A 23,204-nucleotide genomic window follows, 5' to 3' on the forward strand; every position below is an offset into this window, starting at 1 on the left:
CCCGCCCGCCGGGGGCGGACCGGACCGGCTGCGTCGCCCTGCCCGGGGCGCGGGGCGACCGACCCGGGCGGTATGACCGCTGTGAGGCGGTTCACTGCACTTTTCCTGGACGGACACCACTCGCGGCTTTAGCGTTCATATGCATCAGCCTTTTCCGTGAATGCAGTGGCAATGGCGCCGCGCTCATCGGACGGCACACAACGCTTCGCACGGAACAAGGCGAACGCCGGAGAGGTGGAGAATGAGCATGGACGCCGTGTGGGTCCGTGGCGTGAACGGCCTTCAGATGCACCACGTCACCGACCTCCAGGACGCCGGCAGGTTCCTGGGCAACGCAGCCATGGCCCTGCGGGCCGCCCACGTGCGGACCGGCGCAGAGCACTACGAGGGCCTCGCCGCCGAGCTCAAGGCCCTGGTCACCCGGGTACGGGAACTGGAGGACCAGGCCCGCTCCGCGATGCACGAGCTGCACGAGACCGACCCGGAGCGCTTCGTCCGCTGCCGCGAGGGCCACGAGCCCTGGCCCGGCGAGATCCAGGCCGGGTTCATCCCCCGCCACACCTGCCGCGACGAGTGCCTCTACCACGACCGCGGCGTGCTCGAGGCGATCACCCAGTGCACCTGCGGCAGGCCGCCCTGCCAGGCCTGCGAGATCGGCGGGAAGCCCGTGATGAACTGATCCACCGGACTTCGCGGCCGCCCCCGGGCGGCACGAGGGCCCCGGCCTCCGACGAGGCCGGGGCCCTCGTCATGCGCACCGCCCCGATCCGGACCCCGTGGCGCGAGGCCCGGCTCCCGTCGCGCGGCCGGGCCGGCTACGCGAGGAGGCTCAGCAGCAGCACGACCACGACCAGCGCGGCCGCCGCGATCGCCAGGCCGCGGGTGACCCGGTGGCGGGATGGCAGCCCGAGCACCTCGATGCCGGTGGTCCCGGGGAAGGCGTAGAAGACGCGGTCGGGGTCGGTGGGGAGGGTGATGCGGGCGAGGGGCAAGTGACGCAGGACGACGCGGCGGTGGGCCTCGCCGGCGCGTGGGGCAAGGTGCGGGACGAGTGCCTCGGTGTGCGTGGCGTCGAGGTCGCCGGGCAGGGGGTCGTCGCCGGTCAGCACCTCCTTGCGCCACCGGCCCGACCGATGGGTGTGCCGCCGGACGAGGAAGGGGGGCCGCTTGCGGGGACGGCGCACCAGTTCCTCGCGGCTGCGCTGCTCGATGAGGCCGCCGACCCAGGAGGTGACGACCCCGCTCCCCCCGCAGGCCTCGTGCGCGACGGTGCCGCCCCCCTTGCACTTGGGGCAGTCGACGAGTCCCGTCCCCTTGCACTGGGCGCACTGCGTGCGGCCCCGCCCGGCACAGGTGGGGCACGCGGCGTCGGGGCGCCGGCACTTGGCGCAGCGGACGCGCCTGGGGACGGTGCGGGACGCGGTCGCCGCCGCGGCGCGGTCGCCGGCACGGTCCTTGGTACGCGGCCGCGGTCTGCCGGTGCCGTCGCACTCGGCGCAGGACTCCAGTCCACGGCAGTCGGGGCAGGCCGTGGTGGGGTCGCAGGGGAGCCGGCCGCGGCCCTCGCAACGCCTGCAGGCCCATTCGCCGTTGCCGCACTCGCAGGTGTTGTGGCGTACGGATCCCTCGCGCACGAGCTCGATCCGGCGCAGGGTGCCGTGCTCCCCGGGCGGGCCGGGCCGGTGGCCTTCGAGGTGCGTGTAGGTGGGGAGCGCGGAGAGGTCCTTGCGGCCCTTCTCGGTCCTGGCGGTCTCCGTGCGGGTCTCCGTCGTGCGGCGGATGCGGCAGTCGAGGAGGGAGTGCCAGGTGAGGTCCGCGCCGGCGGAGGAGTCGGGGCGGGCGGCGGCGCCGTCCCCGGAGAGGTGCCGCGCCAGGGCCTGGAGCATCTCGTCGTCGGACGGTGTACCGGACGGGTCCTCGGCCATGACGACCACTCCCCTCGACGGGCGCGAGGCGCGCTGTCGGCAGGGTACGGGTGACCTGACGCTCCATCAAGATCCGGGACGGGGAGGGATCTTGCGACCCCTCCCCGCCGCCCGCTCAGCTCTCGCCGGTGGTGCCGCCGCTCCCGTAGGGACGGGTGATGACCTCCATGCCGTGCCCGGCCGGGTCCATGAAGTAGACGCCGCGGCCGCCGTCGTTGTGGTTGATCTCCCCGGGCCGCTTGCCGTGCGGATCGGCCCAGTAGGTGAGTCCGGCCTCCTGGATCCTGCTCAGGACGCCGTCGAACGCGGCCTCGGGGACGAGGAAGGCGTAGTGCTGCATGACGATCGTCTCCGCCGGGACGGCGGCGAAGTCGAGGGTGACGCCGTTGCTCAGCTGCAAGGGGACGAACGGGCCCCATGCCTCGCCGGCCCGCAGGCCGAGGATGTGCGCGAGGAAGTCGGCGGATTCCCGGTTGTCCCGGGCGTGGACGATGGTGTGGTTCAACTCGACTGACACGGTGGGATGCCTCCGTAAGGCATTCTCACGGGCACCTCCATGCCTCACCCGGCCGGTGACCGGCACGCGATGCCGTGTCTTCGATCCTATGCCGGACCGTAATCCGGTGGGCCGGGGACCGTCGCGGCCCGTACGGTGGACGGCCGGACCGAGCGGGGAGGACGACGATGACGGGCACGATGACGCTGTGGCGCCCCACCGGGCCGGAGGAGCTGGCCCTGGTCGAGGCGTCCGGGTGGCGGGAGTGGCCGCCGCGGCTGCCCGAGCAGCCGATCTTCTACCCGGTGCTCGACGAGGACTACGCGATCCGGATCGCCCGGGACTGGAACGTCCCCGCCTCCGGCGCCGGTTACGTGACGCGCTTCGAGGTCGAGGCCGGGTTCGCCGCCCGTTACCCGGTGCGCCAGGTGGGCGGCCGGACGATCCTCGAGCTGTGGGTCCCGGCGGAGGAACTCCCGGAGTTCAACCGGCACATCGTGGGCCGGATCGAGCTCGTCCACGCGTTCCGGGGCGCATAGCGGCGGGGGCCCGGGCAGGCGCCGCCGCCGCGCTCACGCCCGGCGTCCCCGGGACCCGCTGCCCGCGGACGGGGGCTGCCCCGCGTCCGGAGCGACCGGGCGGAACTGGGGGCCGTAGGTGTGGCGCCCGTCGCCGAGCGGGATCTCCATGAGGGCGAGGGCGGGCTCCTCCAGCTGCTCCATCGTCTTGATCGCGCGGTTGAGCGCGCCGTGGTCCGCGGACTGCCAGGCGGCCTCCAGGTCACGCAGCAGTTCGCCGTAGGCGCTGTCGAAGCGGCGCAGCAGCGTCGCGGCCTCGCGGGGCGGGTGGGGCCAGCCGCCCCGGGGGACCACACCCATGGGGTGGACGTCCGGGAAGGGGACGGGCGGCCCGCTGAACTCCCACACGCCGTCGGCCTCCTCCAGGGTGCGGCCGTGGTAGATCTCGGCGAAGGCGTAGTAGTGCGCCACCTCGCGGTGGCCCCCGGTGGCCTCGCTGGACGGCGCCTCGGGGGAGGTCGAGCTGCCCTCGCCCTGCTCCTTGATGATCTCCACGGCGGCGACGACGTCGTCCAGGTTCCGCATCGGGCGCAGTTCGTCGGGGCCGATGCGCTGGCCCATCTGACCGCGGACGCTGAGCTCGGGGCGGTGGTCGAGGAAGGCGGTGACGAGCCCGTCGTAGAAGTCGCCGATGGTCGGCGGCCCGGCGGACGGCTCGGGCAGCGGGGACTCCGGGGTCTCGATGGCCATGAGGACGTCCCGCACGTACGCGCGGGTGAGCCCGGAGAGGTACACCGTCAGGTTGCTGCGCACCCCGCCGGGCAGGGGGGCGGGGTACTCGGGGGTGACGGAGGCGATCCGCGGCCGCCCGCCCACGGCGACGAGCATGTTGCAGGCCAGGCCCATGTGGAACATCTCGTCGGTGACGATGCCGCGGATCAGGTTGGCCACCGTGTCGGACCGGTCCCGCACCGACCACCAGGCGCACAGGTACGGCGGGATGGTGGCGAGTTCCAGCTCCACGGCCACCTGCAGGGCCTGCCGCAGCCAGTCGTCACGGCGGGACGGCGCGGGGACGGCCAGCAGACGGGCGACCATGCCGTGGGCGGCGGCCGCCGCGACGCCGGGGGCGGCCATCGGTACCGCGGCGGCCGCGGCCGGGACCGCCGCCGGCAACGACGGTGCGAGCGGGGCCGCGTGGGCGGCGGTACCGAGGACGGCGGGGCTGACGGCGGCCGCCGCGGCCGACTTGACGAAGCCCCGGCGGTCGAGGGTGACCGCGGTCCCGTGCTCGTTGTCCTGGTCGTCCACCGGTCCCGTCACACAGGCCTCCGTCCCCGAGAAGAAAGGCGCGCGGGACACGGCACTCGGCGGACCCGCGAGGCTGGCGAAGCTACCAGCCGGGTCCCGGCCCCCGGGCCCGCGACGCCGCGCGCGCCGTGCCGCGCCGCCCATGCGGCCCAACGGTCCCCGGACGCCGCACGCCGCCCCTCCCGCGCCGGACGCACACGTCCACCGGAGCCTCGCGGACGCCGCGCCGCGGATGACGGAGCGCCCGTGCACACCCTCGTCACGCCCTCGTCCGGGATCGCGCCGCGCGCCTGAGCCCCGGCTGCCGGGCCATCACCTTCCGTACCCGTATGGGACCGTACATTCGGGGCATCCGGACCTCAGGAGGTGCTGACGATGGTCCCCCTGCCGGCCGGTCCCGAGGACGACGCGGAGAACGAGATCGGGCGGCTGCGCGCGGAGAACGAGCAACTGCGTCGCGCGCTGGGCAGCCGGTCGGTCATCGACCAGGCCGTCGGCATGGTGATGGCGCTGACGCCCTGCCCCGGCGACGTGGCCTGGGCGGTCCTCGTCCGGGCCTCCCAGTACGGCAACGTCAAGCTCCGCGACGTCGCCGCCGCGCTCGTGGCGAGCGCGGGGGGCCGGCCCCTGCCGGCGGACGTCCGGCGCGCCCTCGTACGGGCCATGCGTCCGTCCGGCTGACCGGGCGTTCCGCGTCAGGCCTCGCCGGCCGCGCGGGTGTTCCCGCTGTCCCCGCTGTCCCCGGTGTTCCCCCTGTCCTCGGCCGCCTCGACCTCCTCGCGGAGGCGGCGGCAGGTGCGGCTGATCAGCCGGGAGACGTGCATCTGGGACAGACCCAGCTGGTCGGCGATCTGGGTCTGCGTCATGTCGCGGAAGAACCGCAGGTAGAGGATCTTCCTCTCGCGCGGGGGAAGTTCGCGCAGCCGCGGCGCGACGGCCACGCGGTCCACGACGGAGTCCAGGCACGGGTCCTCGGCCCCCAGGGTGTCGAGGAAGGTCCGGCCCTCCGAGCCCGGGGTGGCGGAGTCCAGGGAGGCGGGGGCGAAGCTGTCGAGGGCCTCCATGGCGACCAGCACGTCCTGCTCGCTCATGCGGGCGTGCGCGGCGATCTCGGCCACGGTCGGGGTGCGCCCCTTCGTCCCGACGAGTTCGTGGCGGACGGTACGGACCCGGCTCCGGAGCTCCTGGACCCTGCGGGGGACGTGGACGCCCCACAGGTGGTCGCGGAAATGACGTTTCACCTCGCCGACGATGGTGGGCACGGCGAAGCTCTCGAAGGCGCTGCCGCGTGCGGGGTCGTAGCGCTGCACCGCCTTCACCAGGCCGAGCGCGGCGACCTGCCGGAGGTCCTCGGTGGACTCGCCGCGGTGCCGGAAGCGGCGTGCGAGCCGTTCCGACATCGGCATCCAGGCGATCACGACCTGCTCGCGCAGCGCGTCCTTCTCCGGGCCGTCCGGGAGCGCCGCGATCCGCCGCAACGCCTCGGCGGTGTCCGGGGTGTCGTCATGCGGACGCGGGCGGGCACCCGGATGCGGGTGCGGGTGCGGATGCCTGGTACGGGGCTGTCGGGCGGCCATGGCTGGTCCTGCGCCTTCCTGCGGGGTCCGGGAGCCGCGCCGCGCGGGGCGTGCCGTACGGGAGGACACGCTCCGCGCTCCGGGGCCCGGCCGGGGCGCCCCGCGCGTGCGTGCCTCCCTTCCGAAGCACGGGGATCGCCTGCCCGATGCAGCGGTGCGCAAACCGCCGTGCCGGGGCTCGGTGGTGACTGGCCGTCAGGGGTCGACGAGCCGCCGGAGCGCCAGCAGGCCCCCGACGCCGGGGACCGCGGCGAGGAGCCGCACCGCCGTCGTCGAGCCTTCGGCGCGCACGGCGGTGAGGACGGTGAGGAGGTAGGCGCAGCCGTGGACGGGACCCATGAGGGAGGAGACGGGCCTCCAGTGCGCGGTGGCGAGGTTGACCAGCAGCACGGCGAGGGAGAGCAGTTCGACTGCGGCGGCCGCGCGCAGCGGGCGGAGCGCGGGCCTGTAAGGCCCGGCCGGGGAACCGCTCGGGGCGGAGGCCACGGTCACGCTCCCGTCGAGGAGCCGGGGCGGACGATCATCAGCACGGTGACGGCCGCCCACAGCAGGTTGAACATCCCCGTGGCCATGCCCAGCCGGGCGGCCTCGCGAGCGGGCACCGTCCCGTCCGCGAGCCCGGCCAGGAGCGCGCTCTGCCGCGGCAGGACGACCCCGGCGAGAAGGGCGGCGGCCAGCGCGGTCAGGACGATGGAGACGACCAGCCACACGTCCCCGAGCACCCCCATGCTCGACGCGGTGGCGAGGCCGAAGACCGGGACGACCACGCCGACGGCGGCGTACACGCGGCAGATCCGGTGCAGCAGCCCCGCCGCGTCGGGGGCGCGGCGGACGGCGGGGGGAAACATGCTGGCGGCGACCGTGACGGGTCCGACGGCGACGATCGCGGCCAGGACGTGGACGGCGAGCAGGAACTTGGTCATGTGCGCCTCCCCCTCCTCACGCGCCGGCCGGGCCGGCCGGGCCGGCAAAGACGGAGTCCTCGGCGCGCCACACCACGCCCCGGCGTTCGTGGGCGAACAGCCGTTCCACGGAGTGGGCGACGCGCGGGCCGCGTTCGCGCTCCAGCAGGTGGAGGGCGAGGTCGAGCCCGGAGGTGACGCCGGCCGCGCTCACCAGGTCCCCGTCGTCGACGACCCGGGCGTCCACGACGGTGGCGCCCGCCGCCCGGAGACCGGCCGTCCCGAGGTGGTGGCCCGTCACGGGGCGCCCGCCGATCAGGCCCGCCATGGCGAGCAGCAGCGAACCGCCGCACACCGTGGCCACGGTGACGTCCGGCCGCTCCAGGGCGGTCCGCAGCAAGGGAGGCAGCCCGGTGCGCAGGGCCCGGGCGAGGACGGCCGGGACCGTGTCGCCGTCCTCGCCGTCGCCGTTGCCGTAGTCGTAGTCGTCGCCGTCGCCGTCGCCGTCCGCCGCGGGGATCCGGCCCGCCGCTCCCGGTACGACCACCAGGCCGCCGCGGCCGGGGTCGAGCGCCGCGGTCGCCCGCAGCGACGGCAGCCCCAGGCCCGAGGGCACCTCGCGGGGCCCCTCCGCCGACACGAGCCCGGCGCGGATGCCACCGGCGGTCAGCACCTCCAGGGGAGCGACGACGTCCAGGGGGTCGAACCCGTCGTACAACACGAACTGAGCGAGCATCTCCGGCCTTCCGGGAGCGGTGCGGGACGCTCCCGACGCTAGGCCCGGCACCGCATCGTCAGAAGTGGCCGGATTGCCAGTTCCCAACGGATTCCCGCCAGCGCTTTCATCAGCATGTGCAGACTACGGCCCAGCTCACTGGCTTGGCGGAATTCCGTCGCCCCTCTACCGTGAAGCCATGCACACGGTGGTCGTCCTCGCCCTCGACCAGGTCATCCCGTTCGACCTGGCGGCCCCGATCGAGGTGTTCTCCCGCACCCGCCTGCCCGACGGCCGCCCCGCCTACCGGGTCCGGATCTGCGCCCCCTCGCCCGAGGTCGACGCCGGGCCCTTCGTGCTGCGCGCCCCGTACGGGCTGGAGGCGCTGGCCGAGGCCGACACGATCGTCCTGCCGGGCACGGCCGACCCCTCGGTGCCGGTGCCCGGGGAGGTGCTGCGGGCGCTGCGGGCGGCCGCCGCGAACGGCACCCGGATCGCCTCGGTCTGCGCCGGGGCCTTCGTGCTCGCCGCCACCGGGCTGGTGGACGGCCTGCGGATCACCACGCACTGGGTGGGCGCGCGGCGACTGGCGGAGCTCCACCCGCAGGTGACCGTCGACCCGGACGTGCTCTACGTCGACAACGGCCAGTTCCTCACCTCGGCGGGCGCCGCCGCCGCGCTCGACCTGTGCCTGCACATGATCCGCAAGGACCACGGTTCCGCCGTGGCCGCCGACGCCGCCCGGCTGTCCGTCATGCCGCTGGAACGCGAGGGCGGCCAGGCCCAGTTCATCGTCCACGAGCAGCCCCCGGCACCGGCCGGGGCCACCATGGAGCCGCTGCTGCGCTGGCTGGAGGAGAACGCGGACCGCGAACTGACGCTGGAGGACATCGCCGCGCACGCCGGGACGAGCACCCGCACCCTCAACCGCCGCTTCCGCGAGCAGACCGGCACCACCCCGCTGCAGTGGCTGCACCGGGCCCGTGTCCGCCGGGCCCAGTACCTGCTGGAGACCACGGACCACTCCGTGGACCGGATCGCCGTCCAGGCCGGGTTCGGCTCCCCCACCGCCTTCCGCGAGCGCTTCAAGCGGGTCGTCGGCACCAGCCCGCACGCCTACCGGCGGGCCTTCCGCGGCTGACCCCGCCCCGCCGCGCCCGGCCCGCGGCCGGCCCGGCGCCGTTCCGCCATCCGGGGACGGGCCGGACGTCAGCCGCAGGACACCCGCAGGTCGCGCGGACAGGGCATGAAGGGGCGAGAACACCTGGCGACAACACCTGCGGACAGGCGCACGACGCGCGGGGGCGACCGGACCATGGGCATCATCACCACGACGACTCCACACCTCCTGAGCGGCGCGACCCTGCGCCGGATCGCCTGCCTGGCCCCGATCGTGCTGGTCGGGTGGTGGGTGGTCCGGCACTGGCAGCTGATCGCCGACGGGGGCCGCGGGCTGCTCGACGCCAACCGGGGCTGGCTGCTGGCCGCCGTGGCGGCGACCGGGCTTGCCTGGGTGGCGGTGTCGTTCATGCGGCAGGGCACGGTCCTGGAACGGCTGCCGGCGGGACGCCTGCTGGCGACGCAGTTCGCCGCGGGCGCCGCGAACCACCTGCTGCCCGCGGGCATCGGGGCGAGCGCGGTCAACCTGCGCTTCATGCGGGCGTGCGGGCTGCCGCCCGCCCGGTCGGCGGCGGCCATCGCGCTGTACTTCCTGGCCGAGTGCGTGGGCCGCGGGACGCTGCTGGCGGTGCTGCTCGCCGCGTTCCCGCACGCGCTGCGGCTCGACGGACTGCTGCCCGAGGGCATCTCCGTACCCATCGGACCGACGGCGGGAGCGGCCGCCGGGGTCTGCGCGGTCGCGGCGGTCGTGCTGGTCGCCGTACCGCGGCTGCGGCGGGTGGTGCGTACGTTCCTCGCCACGGCGTTCACGGACGCGCGGACGCTGCACGCCCGGCCGTCGCGGGCCCTCGCGCTGTGGGGCGGCTCGCTCGCCTTCCCCGCCCTGCAGGCCGCCGGCCTCGTCGCGGTCACGATGGCCCTGGGGGTCCCGGTGCCCTTCGCCCACGTCGCCGTCGCCTACCTCGTGGCCAGTGTCGCGGCGGCCGCGCTGCCCACCCCCGGCGGTGTCGGCTCCGTCGACGCGGCCCTCGTGGTGACCCTCGTCGCCACGGGCGCCTCCCTCGCCGCGGCCACCTCGGCCGTGCTCGGCTACCGGATCGTCACGGTGTGGCTCCCCCTCGTCCCCGGCGCGCTGGTCCTGGGCGCGCTGGTCCGCCGGAAGGTCGTCTGACCCGCACGTCCGCCCGGCGCACCCCGAGCGAAGGAACGCGACGGCGATGCCCCACCCCGGACCCGTTCCGCAGCGGCGCCGCCGGCTCCGTGCCCGTGTACGAAGCCCGGCCGCCGGGCGACCGCGCGACCCACGCGCCCCCACCACGCGCGCCCCGTCCGCCCGAGCACCGTTCGCCCGCGGAAACCCCGTGGTGACGGCCCGGCGGCGCGTGCCACGCTGGCCGCGGGGACGGGGCACGGGAGGGCGGAACACTGGAGCTGCACGAGTACGCGGAGCGGGACGCGACGGGGTTGCGGGAGCTGATCCGCACCGGGGAGGTGAGCGCGGGCGAGGTCGAGGCCGTCGCGCGCAGGGCCCTGGAGGCGGCGGGTGCGGAGCTCAACGCGCTGACGCTGCCGCTGTTCGACCCTGCCCCCGCGCACCGGCCGGACGGGCCGCTCGGCGGTGTGCCCTTCGTGATCAAGGACGGCGGTCCGTTCATACGGGGCGTGCCGTTCACCCTCGGCAGCCGGGCCCTGCGGGGTGCCGTGGCGGACGCCGACCACGATCTGATGACCCGCTTCCGGGAGGCGGGCCTGGTGGCGCTCGGCCAGAGCACCGCGCCGGAGTTCGGCCTGAGCTTCGCCACCGAGCCGGTGCGCTACGGGCCGACGCGCAACCCCTGGGACCCGGGGCGCGGGGTGGGTGGGTCGAGCGGCGGGTCGGCCGCCCTGGTCGCCGCGGGGGCGGTGCCGGTGGCGCACGCCAACGACGCGGGCGGTTCGATCCGCATCCCGGCGTCCTGCTGCGGCCTGGTCGGGCTCAAGCCGAGCCGGGGGCGCACTCCGTGCGGGCCGCTCGCGGGCGAGGCGGCGTTCGGGCTCCAGGTGGAGTTCGCCGTGACCAGGACGGTACGGGACGCCGCGGTGCTGCTCGACGCCGTGGGCGGGCCCTCGTACGGCGACAAGTACCCCCTCCCGGCGCCCCCGTCGCCGTACGCGCGGGCGGTGCGCTCCGACCCGGGCCGGCTGCGGATCGCCCTGACCACCGCCGCCTGGACGGGCACGCCCGTGGACCCGCAGGTCGCCGCGGTCACCGTCGACGCGGGCAAGGTGCTGGAGTGGATCGGGCACCGTGTCACCGAGGACACACCGCGCCTGGACGCGGACGACCTCGTGGAGGCCACCGTGCTGGGCGCGTTCGCCAGTGGCGGCGCGCTGCTGCGGGCGGCGCCGCGCCTGGACCGCTCGCTGCTGGAGGCGGTGTCGCGGGCGGTGCTCGCCGAGACCGAGGCGTGCACGGCGCTCGGGCTGATGGCGGCGATCGACGCGCAGCACCGCGTGACCCGCGCGGCGGGCCGCTTCTTCACCACGTACGACCTGCTCGTCACGCCGACGCTCGGCGCGCTCCCCGCGCCGCACGGCACCCTCGACCACGACGACCCCCGGCACACGGTGCGTTCCTGGCTGCGCGAGCTGTTCGCGTACGGGCCGTTCACGGCGGCCTTCAACGTCTCCGGGCATCCGGCGGTGAGCCTGCCGCTCGGCCAGAGCCGTGAGGGACTGCCGGTCGGGGTGCAGCTCGTCGCCGCCCAGGGCCGGGAGGACCTGCTGCTGGGCGTGGCCGCGCAGTTGGAGCAGGCCGTCCCGTGGCGGGACCGCAGGCCGCCGTTCCTGGTCGGCTGACGCCTCTCCGCGCGTGCGGAACGGCCTGCGCTCAGCTGCTGCTCGGGCTGGTGCCGGTGCCGTTGGTGGGCGGGAACGCGTAGACGTGGCCCGGGGTGACGATCTTGGTCATCGCCTCGGCGAAGAGGCTGCTGGGCTCGTTGCCGCCCACGGCGGTGTCGGTGTTGAGCAGCACGACCAAGGTCGCCTTGGCGTCGGGCAGGTACACGGCGGTGCTCTGGTAGCCGGGCAGCGATCCGTTGTGCCCGATCCAGCCGTGGTTGTCGAAGAGGCCGAGGCCGTAGCCGATGCCCGGGTACGAGGTGGGGAGGAAGGCCGTGCGCTGCGCCTGGGTGGCCTCGCTGAGCAGGGTGCCGTCGGCGACGATGCGGGCCCAGGCCCGCAGGTCCTGCTGGTCGGAGATCATCGCGCCGGCGGCCCAGGCCCAGGAGGGGTCCCAGTTGGTGGCGTCGCCTTCCTTCCCGTCCTTGGTCTGCCGGGTGTAGCCGCGGGCGTGCGGGTTCGGGAAGGCGCGCCCCGCGGGGAAGACGGTGTGCTTCAGCTTGGCCGGACCGAGCACGTCGCGCCGCAGGTAGTCGCCGAGCGGCATGCCGCTCGCCTTCTCGATCACCAGGCCCAGCAGGACGGTGTTGGTGTTGGAGTACTGGAAGCGGGAGCCCGCGGTGGCCTGCGAGGGGTGCTGGAAGGCGTAGGCGAGCAGCTCGGCGGGGACGAACTCCCGGTTGGGGTCGGCCTTGAGGGCCTTCTGGAAGTTCGGGTCGTCGGTGTAGTTGTAGAGCCCGCTGCGCATCTCGGCGAGCTGCCGCAAGGTGATGCCGTCGCCGCCGGGCACGCCGTCCACGTACCGCGAGACGGGGTCGTCGAGTCCGGCCTTCTTCCGGTCGACGAGGGTCAGCAGCGCCGTCACGGTGAAGGTCTTGGTCTCGCTGCCGATCCGCATGTTGAGGTCGGGCGCCATGCGCGCCCTCGACTTCGTGTCTGCCACGCCGAGGGCGCGTACGTAGGAGCCCTTGCCGGCGGCCCACAGCCCCACGATCGCGCCGGGCACGCCGGTCCTGGTCAGGGTGTCCTTCATCGCGCCGTCGAGCTTCTTGACGACGTCGCCGGAGAGCGCGGGGAAGTTCCCGCCGGCGCCCGGTGACCCGCTGGGGGAGGCCTGCGCGGGGGAGGCCTGCGCGGGGGACGCGGACGCCGGGGAGGCGGAGGCCGGGCCCGCCGTGCGGTCCTCCTCGGCCCGCGCGAGCGGCGAGGCCGGAGCCGACCTCGCCGTCCGGGTGCCCTCGGGGGAGCGGGCGGTGTCCGCGGGCCCGCCGCACGCCAGGGCCGTGGGGAGCGCGGCGGCGGCCAGGACCGTGGCGACGGCCTTGCGCACGGTGCCGCGGAGCCTGGGCGGACGGGCGCACGGGTGCGTCATGTCAGTGCCTTTCGGCCGTGGGGACGGGGCGGGGCGGGGGCACGCCACCGCGAACGTAAGCCGCCGGCCGCGGTGCGGCGACCGGGCGGCGGGCGGCGCGCGGCCGAGCGGGTGACGTCCTTCGCGGGGGCGGGTCTTGACGGTGCGTCGGGTCATTGGTTGAGTGGCTCATCCACTGACCCATGGAGGTGTGATGGAAGCGCTGCCGCGCACGTCGATCGTGGACGTCCTGGAGGACCGGATCCGCGAGGAGATCCTCACCGGCCGCCGTCCCGCGGGGAGCCTGCTGCCGCCCGAGCGCACGCTGGCCGAGGGGTACGGCGTCACCCGCACCACCCTCAAGCACGCCTTCGGGCGGCTGGTCCAGGCCGGACTGCTGGAGACGCGGCACGGCGTCGGTACCCGGGTCCGGGACTACGAACGCCTCGGCGGCGCCGACCTGCTGCCCATGCTCGTCCGGCACGACGCGCGCTGGCTCTCCGAGATCTTCGAGGTGCGGCGCGGGGTGGGTGCCCTGATCGCCGGCGCGGCGGCGACCCGGGCGAGCGCCGCCGCGCGGACCCGGCTGCGGGACCTGGTGGAGGCCGTGCGCACGGCCGGGGATCCGGACGCGGTGCAACTGGCGGACGCCGAGGTGCACCGGGCGCTGGCCCGCGCCACCGGCAACCGCGTCTACGTGCTCCTCACCAACACCCTCTTCAACGCCTACCTGCCGATGCGCCGTCACCTCGCCGGCCCCTTCCAGGACGCGGAGGAGGCGTACGGACGGCTGGCGCCGGTGGTCGCCGCGGTGGAGGAGGCGGACGGTGCGGCCGCCCGCGCGGCGGCGGAGGCGTATCTGACGGCGACCGAGGAGATCATGCGCGAGGGACTGAAGGCCCGGTGAGCGCGGCCCGGGGGACGGTCTTCGCCGAGACCATGACGGGGACCGTACGGCTGCGCGGCGAGGACCGGGAGCGGCCGGTGCGGCTGGAGCTGACGGCGCGCAGCGACGACCTGCTGCTGCCGCACCGCACGACCGTGGCCCGCGCCACCGGACGGCTGCGCATCGCGGGCCGCGCCGACGCCGCCGCCACCGGCACGCTGGAGGTCTCGCCGCTGGCCCGGCGGCGCATCCACTACCGGCTGGAGTTCGCACTCGACGGCGAGCACTGCCTCCTGGAGGGCTGGAAGTCCGTCACCCCGCGGCGGCCGCTGGCCTCGATGACCACGCTGCCCTTCACCCTGACCGCCGGGGGCGCTCCGGAGCCGGCCGGCACGGGCACGCTGCGCTTCCGCACGGCGACCTCGCTCGTGCCGTTCCTGGCGAGCTTCCGCTTCCCGCGCCGGGACGACCCCCGGGCGCAGTGGGCACCGCGCTGGGACGGCGCCGCGGGCCGCACCGAGGTCTGGTACACCACGGCCACCGACCCCGCGACGGGCACCGGCCTGTGGCTCCACCACGAACTCGTCGCCCCCGCCGACGGATCCCCCGCCTTCGCCCACGGCTGGGCCGCCGTCTTCCCCCCGGACGGCAAGGGCCCGGTGGAGCACGCCCGCTTCGGCCCGTCGCCCTGGCGTCCCGCGACGGGCGCCGAGGGCTTCACGGCGGACGGCGTCGAGGCCGTCCCCGGCCGGCTGCGCGGCACGGCGGGCGACCTCACCTGGGACCTCACCGAGGACGCCGGCACCGAGCAGCCGCTGTACACCTTCCCGCGCTGGTCGTGGCGGCATCCGCTGCTGCCCGCCGCGCAGATCGTGCCGTCGCCCCGCGCCCGCTACACGGGAACCGTCCGCCACGGCGGGGGCGAACTCGCCCTGCGGGCCGCGCCCGGGGCCTCGGCCCGCATCTACGGCCACGGCAACGCCCGGCGCTGGGCCTGGCTGCACGCCGACCTCGGCGACGGGGACGTGCTGGAGGTCGTCGCCGCCGTCTCCACCCGCCCGGGCCTGGACCGGCTGCCTCCGCTGGTGTTCCTGCGGCTGCGCAGGGACGGCCGCGACTGGCCGCGCGGCGGACTGCGTCCGGCCCTGGGGCGCGCCGGCCTCGGCCGCTTCACCGCCGACATCGGCCTGCCGCGCTGGACGGTGACCGGCCGCGCGGGCGGGCGGCGGATCACCGTACGGGTCGACCAGCCGGCCGAGCGCACCCTCGCCCTCGACTACGCCGACCCCGACGGCTCCCCCGCCGTGTGCCGCAACAGCGAGACCGCCGACGCCCACGTCGTGCTGGAGCACAGGGGCCGCGGCGGCTGGCGCACCGAGGCGGAGTGGACGCTCGCGGGCACCGCCCACGCCGAAGTGGGCGACCGGTGAGCGCCGCCGTCCGCGGCCTGGTGGCGGCGCTGCTCGCCGACGCGGGCGACGGCGACTGGCCCACGGGCGTGCCGCACCGGCTGGACGCCCTGCTGGCGGCGATGCCCGCGCGGACCCGGCACGGCTTCCGCGCCGCGGCGGCCGCGGTGGACGCCTACGCCGCGGCGCGCACCGGGCGGCGGCTGGACCGGCTGGGCCCGGGGGAGCGGGAACGGGTGCTGGCGGGCCTTGCCGCGCGGCCCGCGCTGCTGCCCCTGCTCGACGTGGTGAAGGTGCCGGTGCTGCTGGCGGCCGGCACCGAACGGCTGCTGGCGCAGCCGCCCCGCGCCGCGGCGCCCCCGGCCCCGCAGGACCCTCCGCTGGACTGCGTGCCCGCCGGCGAGTGGCCGGACCGCTCCCGCGCGGACGCCGTCGTCGTCGGCTCGGGCGCCGGCGGGGCGATGGCGGCGCGCACCCTGGCGCGGGCGGGACTGCGGGTGGTCGTCCTGGAGGAGGGCCGGCGGCACACCACCGCGGAGTTCGGACGGCGGGCCCCGCTCGACCGGTTCGCCGAGCTGTACCGGGACGGCGGCGCGACCGTCGCCCTCGGCAACCCCCCGATGGTCGTGCCGACCGGGCGCGCCGTCGGCGGCACGACGGTCGTCAACTCCGGCACCTGCTACCGCACTCCGGACCGTGTGCTGGCCCGGTGGCGTGAGGAGTACGGGCTCGGGGACCTCGCGGACCCGGTGGCCTTCGGCGCGTACCTGGACGAGGTGGAGCGCACCCTGCGCGTGGCCCGCCAGCCGCAGGACGTGCTGGGCCGCAACGGCGCCCTCGCCCTGCTCGGCGCGGGCGGCCTCGGCTGGCGCGCGGCGCCCCTGCGGCGCAACGCCCCCGGCTGCCGGGGCTCGTGCCAGTGCGTGGTGGGCTGCCCGTCCGGGGCGAAGCAGAGCGTCCAGCTGTCGGTGCTGCCGCAGGCGTGCGCGGCCGGGGCCCGGATCGTGACCGGCGCCCACGTGCGGCGGGTGCTCACCGAGCCCGACCGGCCGGGCGGCCCGCGCGCCTGCGGGGTGGCGGTACGGCGGCCGGACGGCAGCGAACTGGAGATCCTCAGCCCGCTGGTCGTGGTGGCCGCGGGCGCCCTGCGCACTCCCCCGCTGCTGCGCCGTTCCGGCCTCGGCGGGCACCCGCGGACCGGCCGCAACCTGGCCGTGCACCCCGCCACCAGCGTCGCCGGGCGGTTCGCCGAGCCGGTCGCGGACGGCGGACCGGCGGTGCTGCAGAGCGTCGGCGTGGAGGAGCTGCACGAGGACGGCATCCTCGTCGAGGCGACCGCCCCGCCGCCCGGCATGGGCTCGTTCGTGCTGCCGGGCGTCGGCCGGGAACTGCGCGCGGAACTGGAGGACTCCGGACGGCTGGCCACGTTCGGCGCGATGATCGCGGACCGGCCCGGCGGACGCGTCCTCGGCCGCGAGGGCGGCCTGCTCCGCTACGACCTCGACCCCCGCGACGGCCGCCGACTGCTGCGCGCCGTCCGCGCGATGGGCGACCTGCTCTTCGCCGCCGGGGCCGAGGAGGTCCTCACCGGCGTCCCCGCCGCCCCGCGGGCCCGTACGCCACGGGAGTTCACGGCGGCCCTGGAGGGGGTGACGGCACGGCAGCTGCACCTGTCGGCCTTCCACCCCACGGGCACCGTCGCCCTCGGCGCGGACCCGGAGGTGGCGCCGGCCGACCCCGCGGGCCGGCTGCGCGGCGTGCACGGGGTGCTGATCGCCGACGCCTCGGCGCTGCCCAGCTGCCCCGAGGTGAACCCGCAGCTCAGCATCATGGCGCTGGCCCTGGCCGTCGGCGAGGGCGCGGTGCGGGCGGCCGGCTGAGGGGTCAGCGGGGGCGCAGCACCGCGCAGGTCGTCGTGCCGTGGGCGTAGAGCTTCCCGTCGGCCGCACCGGTCACCCGGGCCTCGGCGGTGGCCGTCGTCCGGCCGACGTGGAGCGCCACGCCCTCGCAGCGCAGCGTGGACGTCCCGGGGAGCACCGGCCGGATCATGTGCACCCCCAACTGCACGGTGGTGTAAGCGGATCCGGCCGGGAGGCGGCTCATCACGGCCGAGCCGAGCGCCGAGTCCAGCAGGGTGGCGAGGAAGCCGCCGTGCACCGTGCCCATCGGGTTGAGCAGGTGGTCGCCGGGGTCGCCCTCGAAGACCGCGCGCCCGTCGCCGACCTCGACGAAGCGGAAGCCCAGGGTGCTCATGATCGAGGACTCGGGGAAGCGGCCGTCGATCGCGCCCTGCAGGACCTCGCGCCCGGTCAGCGCCAGGAGTTCGGGGGTGGGCTCGGGGCGCGGCTCCCATGTGTGGGTGCGCGAACGGGTGGCGGTGGCGGCCTCGTACGTCGTCATGGCACCGACGCTAGGCGTCGGCAGGGGTCGCCGGGAGTGGCGTATCCGGCAGCTTGGATACCGTTCCCGACACGGCCCCCGGCACCCCGGTCGCGCCGTGGCGCAGGTCGAAGGCGGGCGACTCGGACCTGATGCGCGGCAGGGAGCGGAAGTTGTGCCGCGGCGGTGGGCAGCTCGTCGCCCACTCCAGCGAACGGCCCCAGCCCCACGGGTCGTCCGTCCCGACCGGCTCGCCGTACTTGGCCGTCCGCCACACGTTGTAGAGGAACGGCAGGATCGACAGACCCAGCAGGAAGGAGCTGATCGTCGAGACGGTGTTCAGCGTGGTGAAGCCGTCGGCGGCCAGGTAGTCCGGGATGCGCCGCAGCATGCCCTGCGTGCCCAGCCAGTGCTGGACGAGGAAGGTGCCGTGGAAGCCGGCGAAGAGCGTCCAGAAGGTGATCTTGCCCAGGCGCTCGTCGAGCATCTTGCCGGTGAACTTCGGCCACCAGAAGTGCAGCCCGGAGAACATGGCGAAGACGACCGTTCCGAAGACGACGTAGTGGAAGTGCGCCACGACGAAGTAGGAGTCGGAGACGTGGAAGTCCAGCGGCGCGGACGCCAGGATCACCCCGGTGAGCCCGCCGAACACGAAGGTGACGAGGAAGCCGGTCGCCCAGAGCATCGGCGTCTCGAAGCTGAGCGAGCCCTTCCACATCGTGCCGATCCAGTTGAAGACCTTCACCCCGGTCGGCACCGCGATGAGCAGCGTCATGAAGGAGAAGAAGGGCAGCAGCACGCCGCCGGTGACGTACATGTGGTGCGCCCAGACCGTCGCCGACAGCCCGGCGATCGAGATCGTCGCCGCGATCAGGCCGGTGTGGCCGAACATCGGCTTGCGCGAGAAGACCGGTATGACCTCGCTGACGATCCCGAAGAAGGGCAGCGCGATGATGTAGACCTCGGGGTGCCCGAAGAACCAGAACAGGTGCTGCCACAGCAGCGCCCCGCCGTTCGCCGGGTCGAATATGTGCGCCCCGAACGTCCGGTCCAGCTCCAGCGCGAGCAGCGCCGCGGCCAGCACCGGGAAGGCCATCAGCACCAGCACACCGGTGAGCAGCACGTTCCAGGTGAAGATCGGCATCCGGAACATCGTCATGCCCGGGGCGCGCATGCAGATGATCGTGGTGATCAGGTTGACCGCGCCGAGGATGGTCCCGAAGCCGGACAGCGCCAGCCCCATGATCCACAGGTCGCCGCCCACGCCCGGCGAGTGCACCGCGCCCGACAGCGGTGAGTAGGCGAACCAGCCGAAGTCGGCCGCGCCCTGCGGGGTGAGGAACCCGCCCACCGCGATCAGCGAGCCGAAGAGGTAGAGCCAGTACGCGAGCATGTTGAGCCGGGGGAACGCGACGTCGGGGGCACCGATCTGCAGCGGCATGATCCAGTTCGCGAAACCGGAGAACAGCGGGGTCGCGAACATCAGCAGCATCACGGTGCCGTGCATCGTGAAGAGCTGGTTGAACTGCTCGTTCGACATGACCTGCAGCCCGGGGCGGGCGAGTTCGGCGCGCATCAGCAGGGCCATCACCCCGCCACCGCAGAAGAAGGCGAACGCCGTGCCGAGGTAGAGCGTGCCGATGGCCTTGTGGTCGGTCGTGGTCAGCCATGCCACGGCGGACGCCGTGCGTCGCGGGAACGTGAGCCTCATGCCCGGTAGGTGTCCGGGCCCGCCCGCGGCGTCACGCGGGGAACGTCACAGCGGCGGGGTGTGATGATCGGTCCCGTGGCGGACACCAAGCGGTCATGAGCACGGACGAGACGCGGTCACGGGCGTTCGCCGCTGCCTACCGCGAGCACTACTGGGCGGTCAGCCGCTACGTCGCCCGGCGGACGGCAGGGCGGGCGGCGTACGACGAGGTGGAGGAAGTGGTGGCGGAGGTCTTCGCCGTCGCCTGGCGGCGGCGCGCCGAGCTCCCCTCGTACGCGCTGCCCTGGCTGTACGGCGTCGCCCGCAACTGCCTGGCCAACAGCGTGCGCGGGCAGGGGCGGCGGCGCAGGCTGCTGGACCGGATCGGGAACCACGAGACGGCGCACGGCGCGCACCTCGTGCCGAGCCCCGGTACCGAAGCGCCCGGCGCCTGGGTGCACGAGGCACTGGGGCGGCTCGCGGCGGCCGACCAGGAGGTGCTGCGGCTGACCGCCTGGGAGGAGCTGGACGTCGGGGAACTGGCGGTGGCCCTCGGCTGCGGGCGCTCCGCGGCCGCCATGCGCCTGCACCGGGCGCGCCGCAGGCTGCGCGAGCAGATCGACCGCATGGGGATGACCGTGACCCAGGAGGGGCCATGACCGAGCTGGAGCCGGAGCTGGAGCTGCTGCGCCGGGCCGATCCCGTGCCTGCCGGCGATCCGCGCTGGCGCGACCGCCCCCTGGACGCGCGGGCCGAACTCGGGCTGCGGCGGCTGCTGGCCTCCGAACCGGCACCTGAAGCAGCACCCGAAGCGGCACCCGCCCCCGCGCCCCGACGGACCGCCCGCCGGGTGGGCGGCCTCGTCACGGGCCTGGCGGCGGTGGCGGCGACCGTGGTGGCCGTCCTGGTCGTCGTGCTCTCCGGGGCCGGCACCACCCCGGCGGTCGCCGCCCCCGTGGCGCTGCGTCCGCTGGCCGGGTCGCGGGAGGTCCCGCTGACCGACGTGGCCGGCGCGGCGCGGGAGGCGGCGGCGCGGGGCGGCGGCACCGGCACCCGCCGCGGGAGCCACGTGATGATGTGGAGCATGGGCATGGAGTCGGGCCCGGGCGCCCGCCCGCCCGTCACCCTGCCCGAGGAGCACCTCACCCGCTGGGACGCCGACGGCAGCGGCACCGAACTGGTCGTCGCCACCGACCCACGGCACCCCGGGGAGCCGGTGATCAGCGACTCCGGCGGCTCCCCGCACACCGTCGCGGACGGCGAGGTGCTGCACCGCGCCGCGTACCCGCCGGGCACCCTCCCCCCGTACGGCCGCTCGGGGACCGAGCCCCCGGACTCCGCGAAGGAACTGCGGGCGTACCTGTCCCAGGTGTACGGCTGCGCCTGCGCCGGCACCCCGGAACTGGTGGACGCGCTGGCCTCGCTGCTGCAGGACTGGACGCCGGGGCCCTCCGGCACCGCCGCGGTCGACGAGCTCCTCGCCGCCGCCCCCGGCCTGCGGCCTGCCGGTACCGTCACCGACCGGCTGGGCAGGCGGGGCCAGGCCTACGTCCACGACGCCGGCGGGCTGCGCCGCATGCTCGTCCTCGACCCGGCCGACGGGCGCGTCCTGGGGATCGAGGAGACGTACACGCAGGACCAGCCCGAGTACCGGGTGAAGGCCGGCGACGTCATGTCGTACCAGGCCTGGATGGACTGACGCCCGGCGCGCGCAGCACCGGGACGGGGGCGGGGACGGGAGCGCCGGGCCCCCGCCCCCGCCGCGGCGATCAGCGCGCGACCAGGACCGCCAGGCGCGCCGCGGAGGTGCCCAGTCCGGTCGGCCCGGTAGGCAGCCGGCCTCCCCCCACCGGGCGGCGCAGTTCCTCCTCGTCGTAGCGGCGGCAGCCGCGGTGCCAGGTCAGGATGCCCGCGAGCCAGTTCCGCAGCTCGCGCACATAACCGTCCAGCACCGCCCGCGCGTCCGCGCCGAGCCCGAAGTCGTCGTACAGGACCGGGAGTTCGTCCGCGGCGACGTGCTGGAACTGCCGCATGCGCCCGGTCATCAGGTCGTGGACGACGGCGAGCGAGGCCTGCTCGTCGCAGTCGAAGAAGTTCTGCACGACCAGCAGGGCGTTGTGGATCTCGCCCTCGTACTCGATCTCCTTCTGGTACGAGAAGACGTCGTTCATCAGGCAGGCGTAGTCGGCGGCGGAGTTCTCCAGCGACCGCATCGGCCCGCTGCGGTAGACCTCCTCCGGCACCCGCTCGCCGTGGCCCAGCCGGCACAGGCTCATCGTCAGGTCGGAGCCGAAGGTGTGCCGGCGCATCTCCAGGTAGTCCACCGGGTCGGGGATGCGGTTCTCCGCCTGGTTGGCCAGTTCCCACAGCCAACTGGCGGTCATGTTCTCGACGGCCGTGCGGAAGCGGCGCCGCGCCTGCGGCTCCATCGGCCCGGCCGTCCGTGCCCACAGGTCGGCCAGGCTCCGCTCCAGGGCGCTGACCGGGGCCGGGGCGGCGGAGCCGTCGACCGGCATGAAGGCCGACAGCCGCTCGTTGGCCGCGCGGGCGCCGGCCAGGTCGCGGGTGCGGCCGTACACGGCGGGGAACCAGTCGTCGGCGTAGGTGCCCCAGGTGAGCCAGCCCGAGGTGAGGTCCAGCCCCTCGGGGGTCGCGTCGGGGTGGATGCCGGCGGCGCAGAGCGGGAAGTCGAAGGCTGTCAGCTTGTGCTCGTCCCACACGTGGGAGTGCGGGACCCCGGGCTGCGGCAGCAGCAGGCCCATCCGGTGCGCCCAGTCGACGACATGGCGCCGGGCGGCGTCCAGGTGCGGGCTGAGCGTGGCCGGGAAGGGCATGAGGAAGTCGGGCAGCGGGGTCGGCCCGGTGCGCCGCGGCACATGGGTGAAGCCCCGGGCGCGGGCGACCTCGGCGCGGCCGGTGGTCCGCACGGTGCCGGCCGACAGCCCGAGCCCGCCGGGCAGCGCGAACGGCGACCACCCGGCGTCCGCGGCCCCGGCCCCGCCGCCGTTCATGTAGCGGCTGGAACGCATGTGCCACTCGTGGCCGCCGGACTGCCAGTCCTGCAGGCCCTTGACGTACGCCAGCACGCGCGCGCACTGCTCCGGGTCGAGCGCGTGCTCGGCGAAGAGCGGCGGCAGCTCGGTGAGCGCGGTGTTCTCGAACTGCTGCAGCCGGGAGGTCAGCAGGTCGTTGACGGACTCCGCGGCCTCCTGCGTCGTGCAGCCGAGGAAGGTCTCCAGGACCAGCACCCCGTTGCTGAGCTCGCCCTCCTCCTCGGTCTCGCGCTGGTACGAGAACAGGTCGTTGCGCAGGTGCACCCCGTCGGAGAAGGCGTCGCGCAGCACGAGCAGCGGCCGCGCCCCGGCGACGGCGGCCGGCACCTCGGCCCCGGCGGCGTACTCCACCAGCCCCGCCGACCAGGGCGCGCCGCCGACCTTGCGGCGCATCTCGATGTACTCCACGGGGTTGGGCACCCGGCCCGCGTTGATGTTGGACAGCTCCCACAGGGACTCGTTGAGCAGGTGCTCGGTGCTCTCGGCGAAGCGCCTGCGCCAGTCCATGGACATCGCCGGCACCGTGCGCGCCCACAGGTCGGCGAGGCCCGCCTCCACCGGGTTCCGCGGCTCGGGCATGCCCTGCGCCAGGTCCATCGGCATGAAGGCGGGCAGCCGGTCCAGGTACGCCTTGCCGCCCTCGCGGTCCTGCGTGCGCTTGAACGCCTCCAGGAAGTGGTCGTCGAAGAAGAAGACCCATACGTACCAGTCCGTCACCAGGGACAGGGCCGGTCCGGAGCAGTCCGGGTGCGTGTACGCGCACAGCAGCGCGTAGTCGTGCGAGTCGAGGTCTCCGGTGTCCCAGATGCCCGAGCCTTCGAGCATCCCCATCTCCCGCGCCCACCTGCGCGAATGCTCCCGAGCCCGCTCCACGTGGGGATTGAGTCGCGCCGGGTGCGGCAGGTAGAAGTCGGGCAGTTCAAATGGCTGCGTCACTCGTTCAGCGCTACCCGGGGCCGGGGGCGCTATCCGGCATGACGGACAACCCATACG

At 75.1% G+C, this 23,204-nt stretch carries 22 protein-coding genes; 11 read left to right on the top strand and 11 right to left on the bottom strand.

Annotation, left to right across the window (positions count from 1 at the left end; genetic code table 11):
* Positions 1 to 241: 241 nt before the first annotated feature.
* The gene (locus OG937_21930) at positions 242 to 679 is read left to right on the top strand and encodes a hypothetical protein (GenBank protein WUD74159.1); all 438 of its coding nucleotides are present in this window, start codon (positions 242 to 244) and stop codon (positions 677 to 679) included.
* A 136-nt stretch (positions 680 to 815) separates the two neighbouring features.
* Here OG937_21930 and OG937_21935 read toward each other — a convergent pair whose 3' ends face one another.
* The gene (locus tag OG937_21935) at positions 816 to 1,925 is read right to left on the bottom strand and encodes a hypothetical protein (GenBank protein ID WUD74160.1); all 1,110 of its coding nucleotides are present in this window, start codon (positions 1,923 to 1,925) and stop codon (positions 816 to 818) included.
* Between the two features lie 115 nt (positions 1,926 to 2,040).
* Positions 2,041 to 2,442: a VOC family protein gene (locus tag OG937_21940; protein ID WUD74161.1), complete on the bottom strand. Its 402-nt coding sequence runs from the start codon at positions 2,440 to 2,442 to the stop codon at positions 2,041 to 2,043.
* A gap of 167 nt (positions 2,443 to 2,609) precedes the next feature.
* Here OG937_21940 and OG937_21945 point away from each other — a divergent pair, with 167 nt between their 5' ends.
* Positions 2,610 to 2,960 (top strand): hypothetical protein, encoded by a 351-nt coding sequence (locus tag OG937_21945; GenBank protein WUD74162.1) that lies wholly within the window; start codon positions 2,610 to 2,612, stop codon positions 2,958 to 2,960.
* Positions 2,961 to 2,993: 33 nt separating this feature from the next.
* On the opposite strand, the gene OG937_21950 is transcribed toward OG937_21945, so the two are convergent.
* Complete coding sequence (locus OG937_21950) at positions 2,994 to 4,076, bottom strand: ferritin-like protein (protein ID WUD78840.1); 1,083 nt, start codon at positions 4,074 to 4,076, stop codon at positions 2,994 to 2,996.
* A gap of 549 nt (positions 4,077 to 4,625) precedes the next feature.
* Between OG937_21950 and OG937_21955 the strand changes: the two genes are divergently transcribed.
* The gene (locus OG937_21955; GenBank protein ID WUD74163.1) at positions 4,626 to 4,931 is read left to right on the top strand and encodes an ANTAR domain-containing protein; all 306 of its coding nucleotides are present in this window, start codon (positions 4,626 to 4,628) and stop codon (positions 4,929 to 4,931) included.
* Between the two features lie 14 nt (positions 4,932 to 4,945).
* On the opposite strand, the gene OG937_21960 is transcribed toward OG937_21955, so the two are convergent.
* The 4 genes from OG937_21960 to OG937_21975 form a co-directional block, all read right to left on the bottom strand.
* Positions 4,946 to 5,827: a SigB/SigF/SigG family RNA polymerase sigma factor gene (locus OG937_21960; GenBank protein ID WUD74164.1), complete on the bottom strand. Its 882-nt coding sequence runs from the start codon at positions 5,825 to 5,827 to the stop codon at positions 4,946 to 4,948.
* Positions 5,828 to 6,022: 195 nt separating this feature from the next.
* A complete protein-coding gene (locus OG937_21965; GenBank protein ID WUD74165.1) occupies positions 6,023 to 6,313 on the bottom strand; it encodes a DUF3817 domain-containing protein in 291 nt (96 codons plus the stop codon).
* 2 nt (positions 6,314 to 6,315) lie between these two features.
* Complete coding sequence (locus tag OG937_21970) at positions 6,316 to 6,750, bottom strand: hypothetical protein (protein WUD74166.1); 435 nt, start codon at positions 6,748 to 6,750, stop codon at positions 6,316 to 6,318.
* A 16-nt stretch (positions 6,751 to 6,766) separates the two neighbouring features.
* On the bottom strand, positions 6,767 to 7,465 hold the full coding sequence (locus tag OG937_21975) for a DJ-1/PfpI family protein (protein ID WUD74167.1): 699 nt from the start codon (positions 7,463 to 7,465) through the stop codon (positions 6,767 to 6,769).
* A 178-nt stretch (positions 7,466 to 7,643) separates the two neighbouring features.
* Between OG937_21975 and OG937_21980 the strand changes: the two genes are divergently transcribed.
* The 3 genes from OG937_21980 to OG937_21990 all read left to right on the top strand — a co-directional run bounded on the left by OG937_21980 (position 7,644) and on the right by OG937_21990 (position 11,401).
* The gene (locus tag OG937_21980; protein WUD74168.1) at positions 7,644 to 8,585 is read left to right on the top strand and encodes a helix-turn-helix domain-containing protein; all 942 of its coding nucleotides are present in this window, start codon (positions 7,644 to 7,646) and stop codon (positions 8,583 to 8,585) included.
* Between the two features lie 174 nt (positions 8,586 to 8,759).
* A complete protein-coding gene (locus OG937_21985) occupies positions 8,760 to 9,734 on the top strand; it encodes a flippase-like domain-containing protein (protein ID WUD74169.1) in 975 nt (324 codons plus the stop codon).
* Positions 9,735 to 10,027: 293 nt separating this feature from the next.
* Positions 10,028 to 11,401, top strand: coding sequence for an amidase family protein (locus tag OG937_21990; protein WUD74170.1), 1,374 nt, complete (start codon positions 10,028 to 10,030; stop codon positions 11,399 to 11,401).
* 31 nt (positions 11,402 to 11,432) lie between these two features.
* On the opposite strand, the gene OG937_21995 is transcribed toward OG937_21990, so the two are convergent.
* A complete protein-coding gene (locus OG937_21995; protein WUD74171.1) occupies positions 11,433 to 12,815 on the bottom strand; it encodes a beta-lactamase family protein in 1,383 nt (460 codons plus the stop codon).
* Positions 12,816 to 13,008: 193 nt separating this feature from the next.
* Between OG937_21995 and OG937_22000 the strand changes: the two genes are divergently transcribed.
* The 3 genes from OG937_22000 to OG937_22010 are packed head-to-tail and all read left to right on the top strand — an operon-like array spanning position 13,009 to position 16,969.
* The gene (locus OG937_22000; GenBank protein ID WUD74172.1) at positions 13,009 to 13,701 is read left to right on the top strand and encodes a GntR family transcriptional regulator; all 693 of its coding nucleotides are present in this window, start codon (positions 13,009 to 13,011) and stop codon (positions 13,699 to 13,701) included.
* Complete coding sequence (locus OG937_22005; GenBank protein ID WUD74173.1) at positions 13,698 to 15,110, top strand: hypothetical protein; 1,413 nt, start codon at positions 13,698 to 13,700, stop codon at positions 15,108 to 15,110. The genes OG937_22000 and OG937_22005 overlap by 4 nt, the downstream gene beginning before the upstream one ends.
* Entirely contained in the window at positions 15,107 to 16,969 is a 1,863-nt protein-coding gene (locus tag OG937_22010) for a GMC family oxidoreductase (protein WUD74174.1), read from the top strand. The genes OG937_22005 and OG937_22010 overlap by 4 nt, the downstream gene beginning before the upstream one ends.
* Positions 16,970 to 16,973: 4 nt before the next feature.
* On the opposite strand, the gene OG937_22015 is transcribed toward OG937_22010, so the two are convergent.
* Positions 16,974 to 17,489, bottom strand: a complete 516-nt coding sequence (locus OG937_22015; protein WUD74175.1) for a PaaI family thioesterase — start codon at positions 17,487 to 17,489, stop codon at positions 16,974 to 16,976.
* A 10-nt stretch (positions 17,490 to 17,499) separates the two neighbouring features.
* On the bottom strand, positions 17,500 to 19,179 hold the full coding sequence (gene ctaD, locus OG937_22020) for a cytochrome c oxidase subunit I (GenBank protein ID WUD74176.1): 1,680 nt from the start codon (positions 19,177 to 19,179) through the stop codon (positions 17,500 to 17,502).
* 95 nt (positions 19,180 to 19,274) lie between these two features.
* On the opposite strand from ctaD, the gene OG937_22025 reads away from it, so the two are divergent.
* Together OG937_22025 and OG937_22030 are read left to right on the top strand one after the other, a co-directional pair.
* Positions 19,275 to 19,817 (top strand): sigma-70 family RNA polymerase sigma factor, encoded by a 543-nt coding sequence (locus OG937_22025; GenBank protein WUD74177.1) that lies wholly within the window; start codon positions 19,275 to 19,277, stop codon positions 19,815 to 19,817.
* A 5-nt stretch (positions 19,818 to 19,822) separates the two neighbouring features.
* Positions 19,823 to 20,857: a CU044_5270 family protein gene (locus OG937_22030; protein ID WUD78841.1), complete on the top strand. Its 1,035-nt coding sequence runs from the start codon at positions 19,823 to 19,825 to the stop codon at positions 20,855 to 20,857.
* A gap of 70 nt (positions 20,858 to 20,927) precedes the next feature.
* On the opposite strand, the gene OG937_22035 is transcribed toward OG937_22030, so the two are convergent.
* The gene (locus tag OG937_22035; GenBank protein ID WUD74178.1) at positions 20,928 to 23,147 is read right to left on the bottom strand and encodes a family 2 encapsulin nanocompartment cargo protein terpene cyclase; all 2,220 of its coding nucleotides are present in this window, start codon (positions 23,145 to 23,147) and stop codon (positions 20,928 to 20,930) included.
* Positions 23,148 to 23,204 lie beyond the last annotated feature (57 nt).

The sequence above is a fragment of the Streptomyces sp. NBC_00510 genome (genome assembly GCA_036013505.1).
Taxonomy (GTDB): domain Bacteria; phylum Actinomycetota; class Actinomycetes; order Streptomycetales; family Streptomycetaceae; genus Actinacidiphila.

What these genes read in the sequence shown, in the direction of transcription:
- OG937_21930 (WUD74159.1), top strand. Translation starts at nt 242, where the DNA reads ATGAGCATGGACGCCGTGTGGGTCCGTGGCGTGAACGGCCTTCAGATG.
- OG937_21935 (WUD74160.1), bottom strand. Translation starts at nt 1,925, where the DNA reads ATGGCCGAGGACCCGTCCGGTACACCGTCCGACGACGAGATGCTCCAG.
- OG937_21945 (WUD74162.1), top strand. Translation starts at nt 2,610, where the DNA reads ATGACGGGCACGATGACGCTGTGGCGCCCCACCGGGCCGGAGGAGCTG.
- OG937_21950 (WUD78840.1), bottom strand. Translation starts at nt 4,076, where the DNA reads ATGGCCGCCCCCGGCGTCGCGGCGGCCGCCGCCCACGGCATGGTCGCC.
- OG937_21955 (WUD74163.1), top strand. Translation starts at nt 4,626, where the DNA reads ATGGTCCCCCTGCCGGCCGGTCCCGAGGACGACGCGGAGAACGAGATC.
- OG937_21960 (WUD74164.1), bottom strand. Translation starts at nt 5,827, where the DNA reads ATGGCCGCCCGACAGCCCCGTACCAGGCATCCGCACCCGCACCCGCAT.
- OG937_21970 (WUD74166.1), bottom strand. Translation starts at nt 6,750, where the DNA reads ATGACCAAGTTCCTGCTCGCCGTCCACGTCCTGGCCGCGATCGTCGCC.
- OG937_21975 (WUD74167.1), bottom strand. Translation starts at nt 7,465, where the DNA reads ATGCTCGCTCAGTTCGTGTTGTACGACGGGTTCGACCCCCTGGACGTC.
- OG937_21980 (WUD74168.1), top strand. Translation starts at nt 7,644, where the DNA reads ATGCACACGGTGGTCGTCCTCGCCCTCGACCAGGTCATCCCGTTCGAC.
- OG937_21985 (WUD74169.1), top strand. Translation starts at nt 8,760, where the DNA reads ATGGGCATCATCACCACGACGACTCCACACCTCCTGAGCGGCGCGACC.
- OG937_21995 (WUD74171.1), bottom strand. Translation starts at nt 12,815, where the DNA reads ATGACGCACCCGTGCGCCCGTCCGCCCAGGCTCCGCGGCACCGTGCGC.
- OG937_22000 (WUD74172.1), top strand. Translation starts at nt 13,009, where the DNA reads ATGGAAGCGCTGCCGCGCACGTCGATCGTGGACGTCCTGGAGGACCGG.
- OG937_22015 (WUD74175.1), bottom strand. Translation starts at nt 17,489, where the DNA reads ATGACGACGTACGAGGCCGCCACCGCCACCCGTTCGCGCACCCACACA.
- ctaD (WUD74176.1), bottom strand. Translation starts at nt 19,179, where the DNA reads ATGAGGCTCACGTTCCCGCGACGCACGGCGTCCGCCGTGGCATGGCTG.
- OG937_22025 (WUD74177.1), top strand. Translation starts at nt 19,275, where the DNA reads ATGAGCACGGACGAGACGCGGTCACGGGCGTTCGCCGCTGCCTACCGC.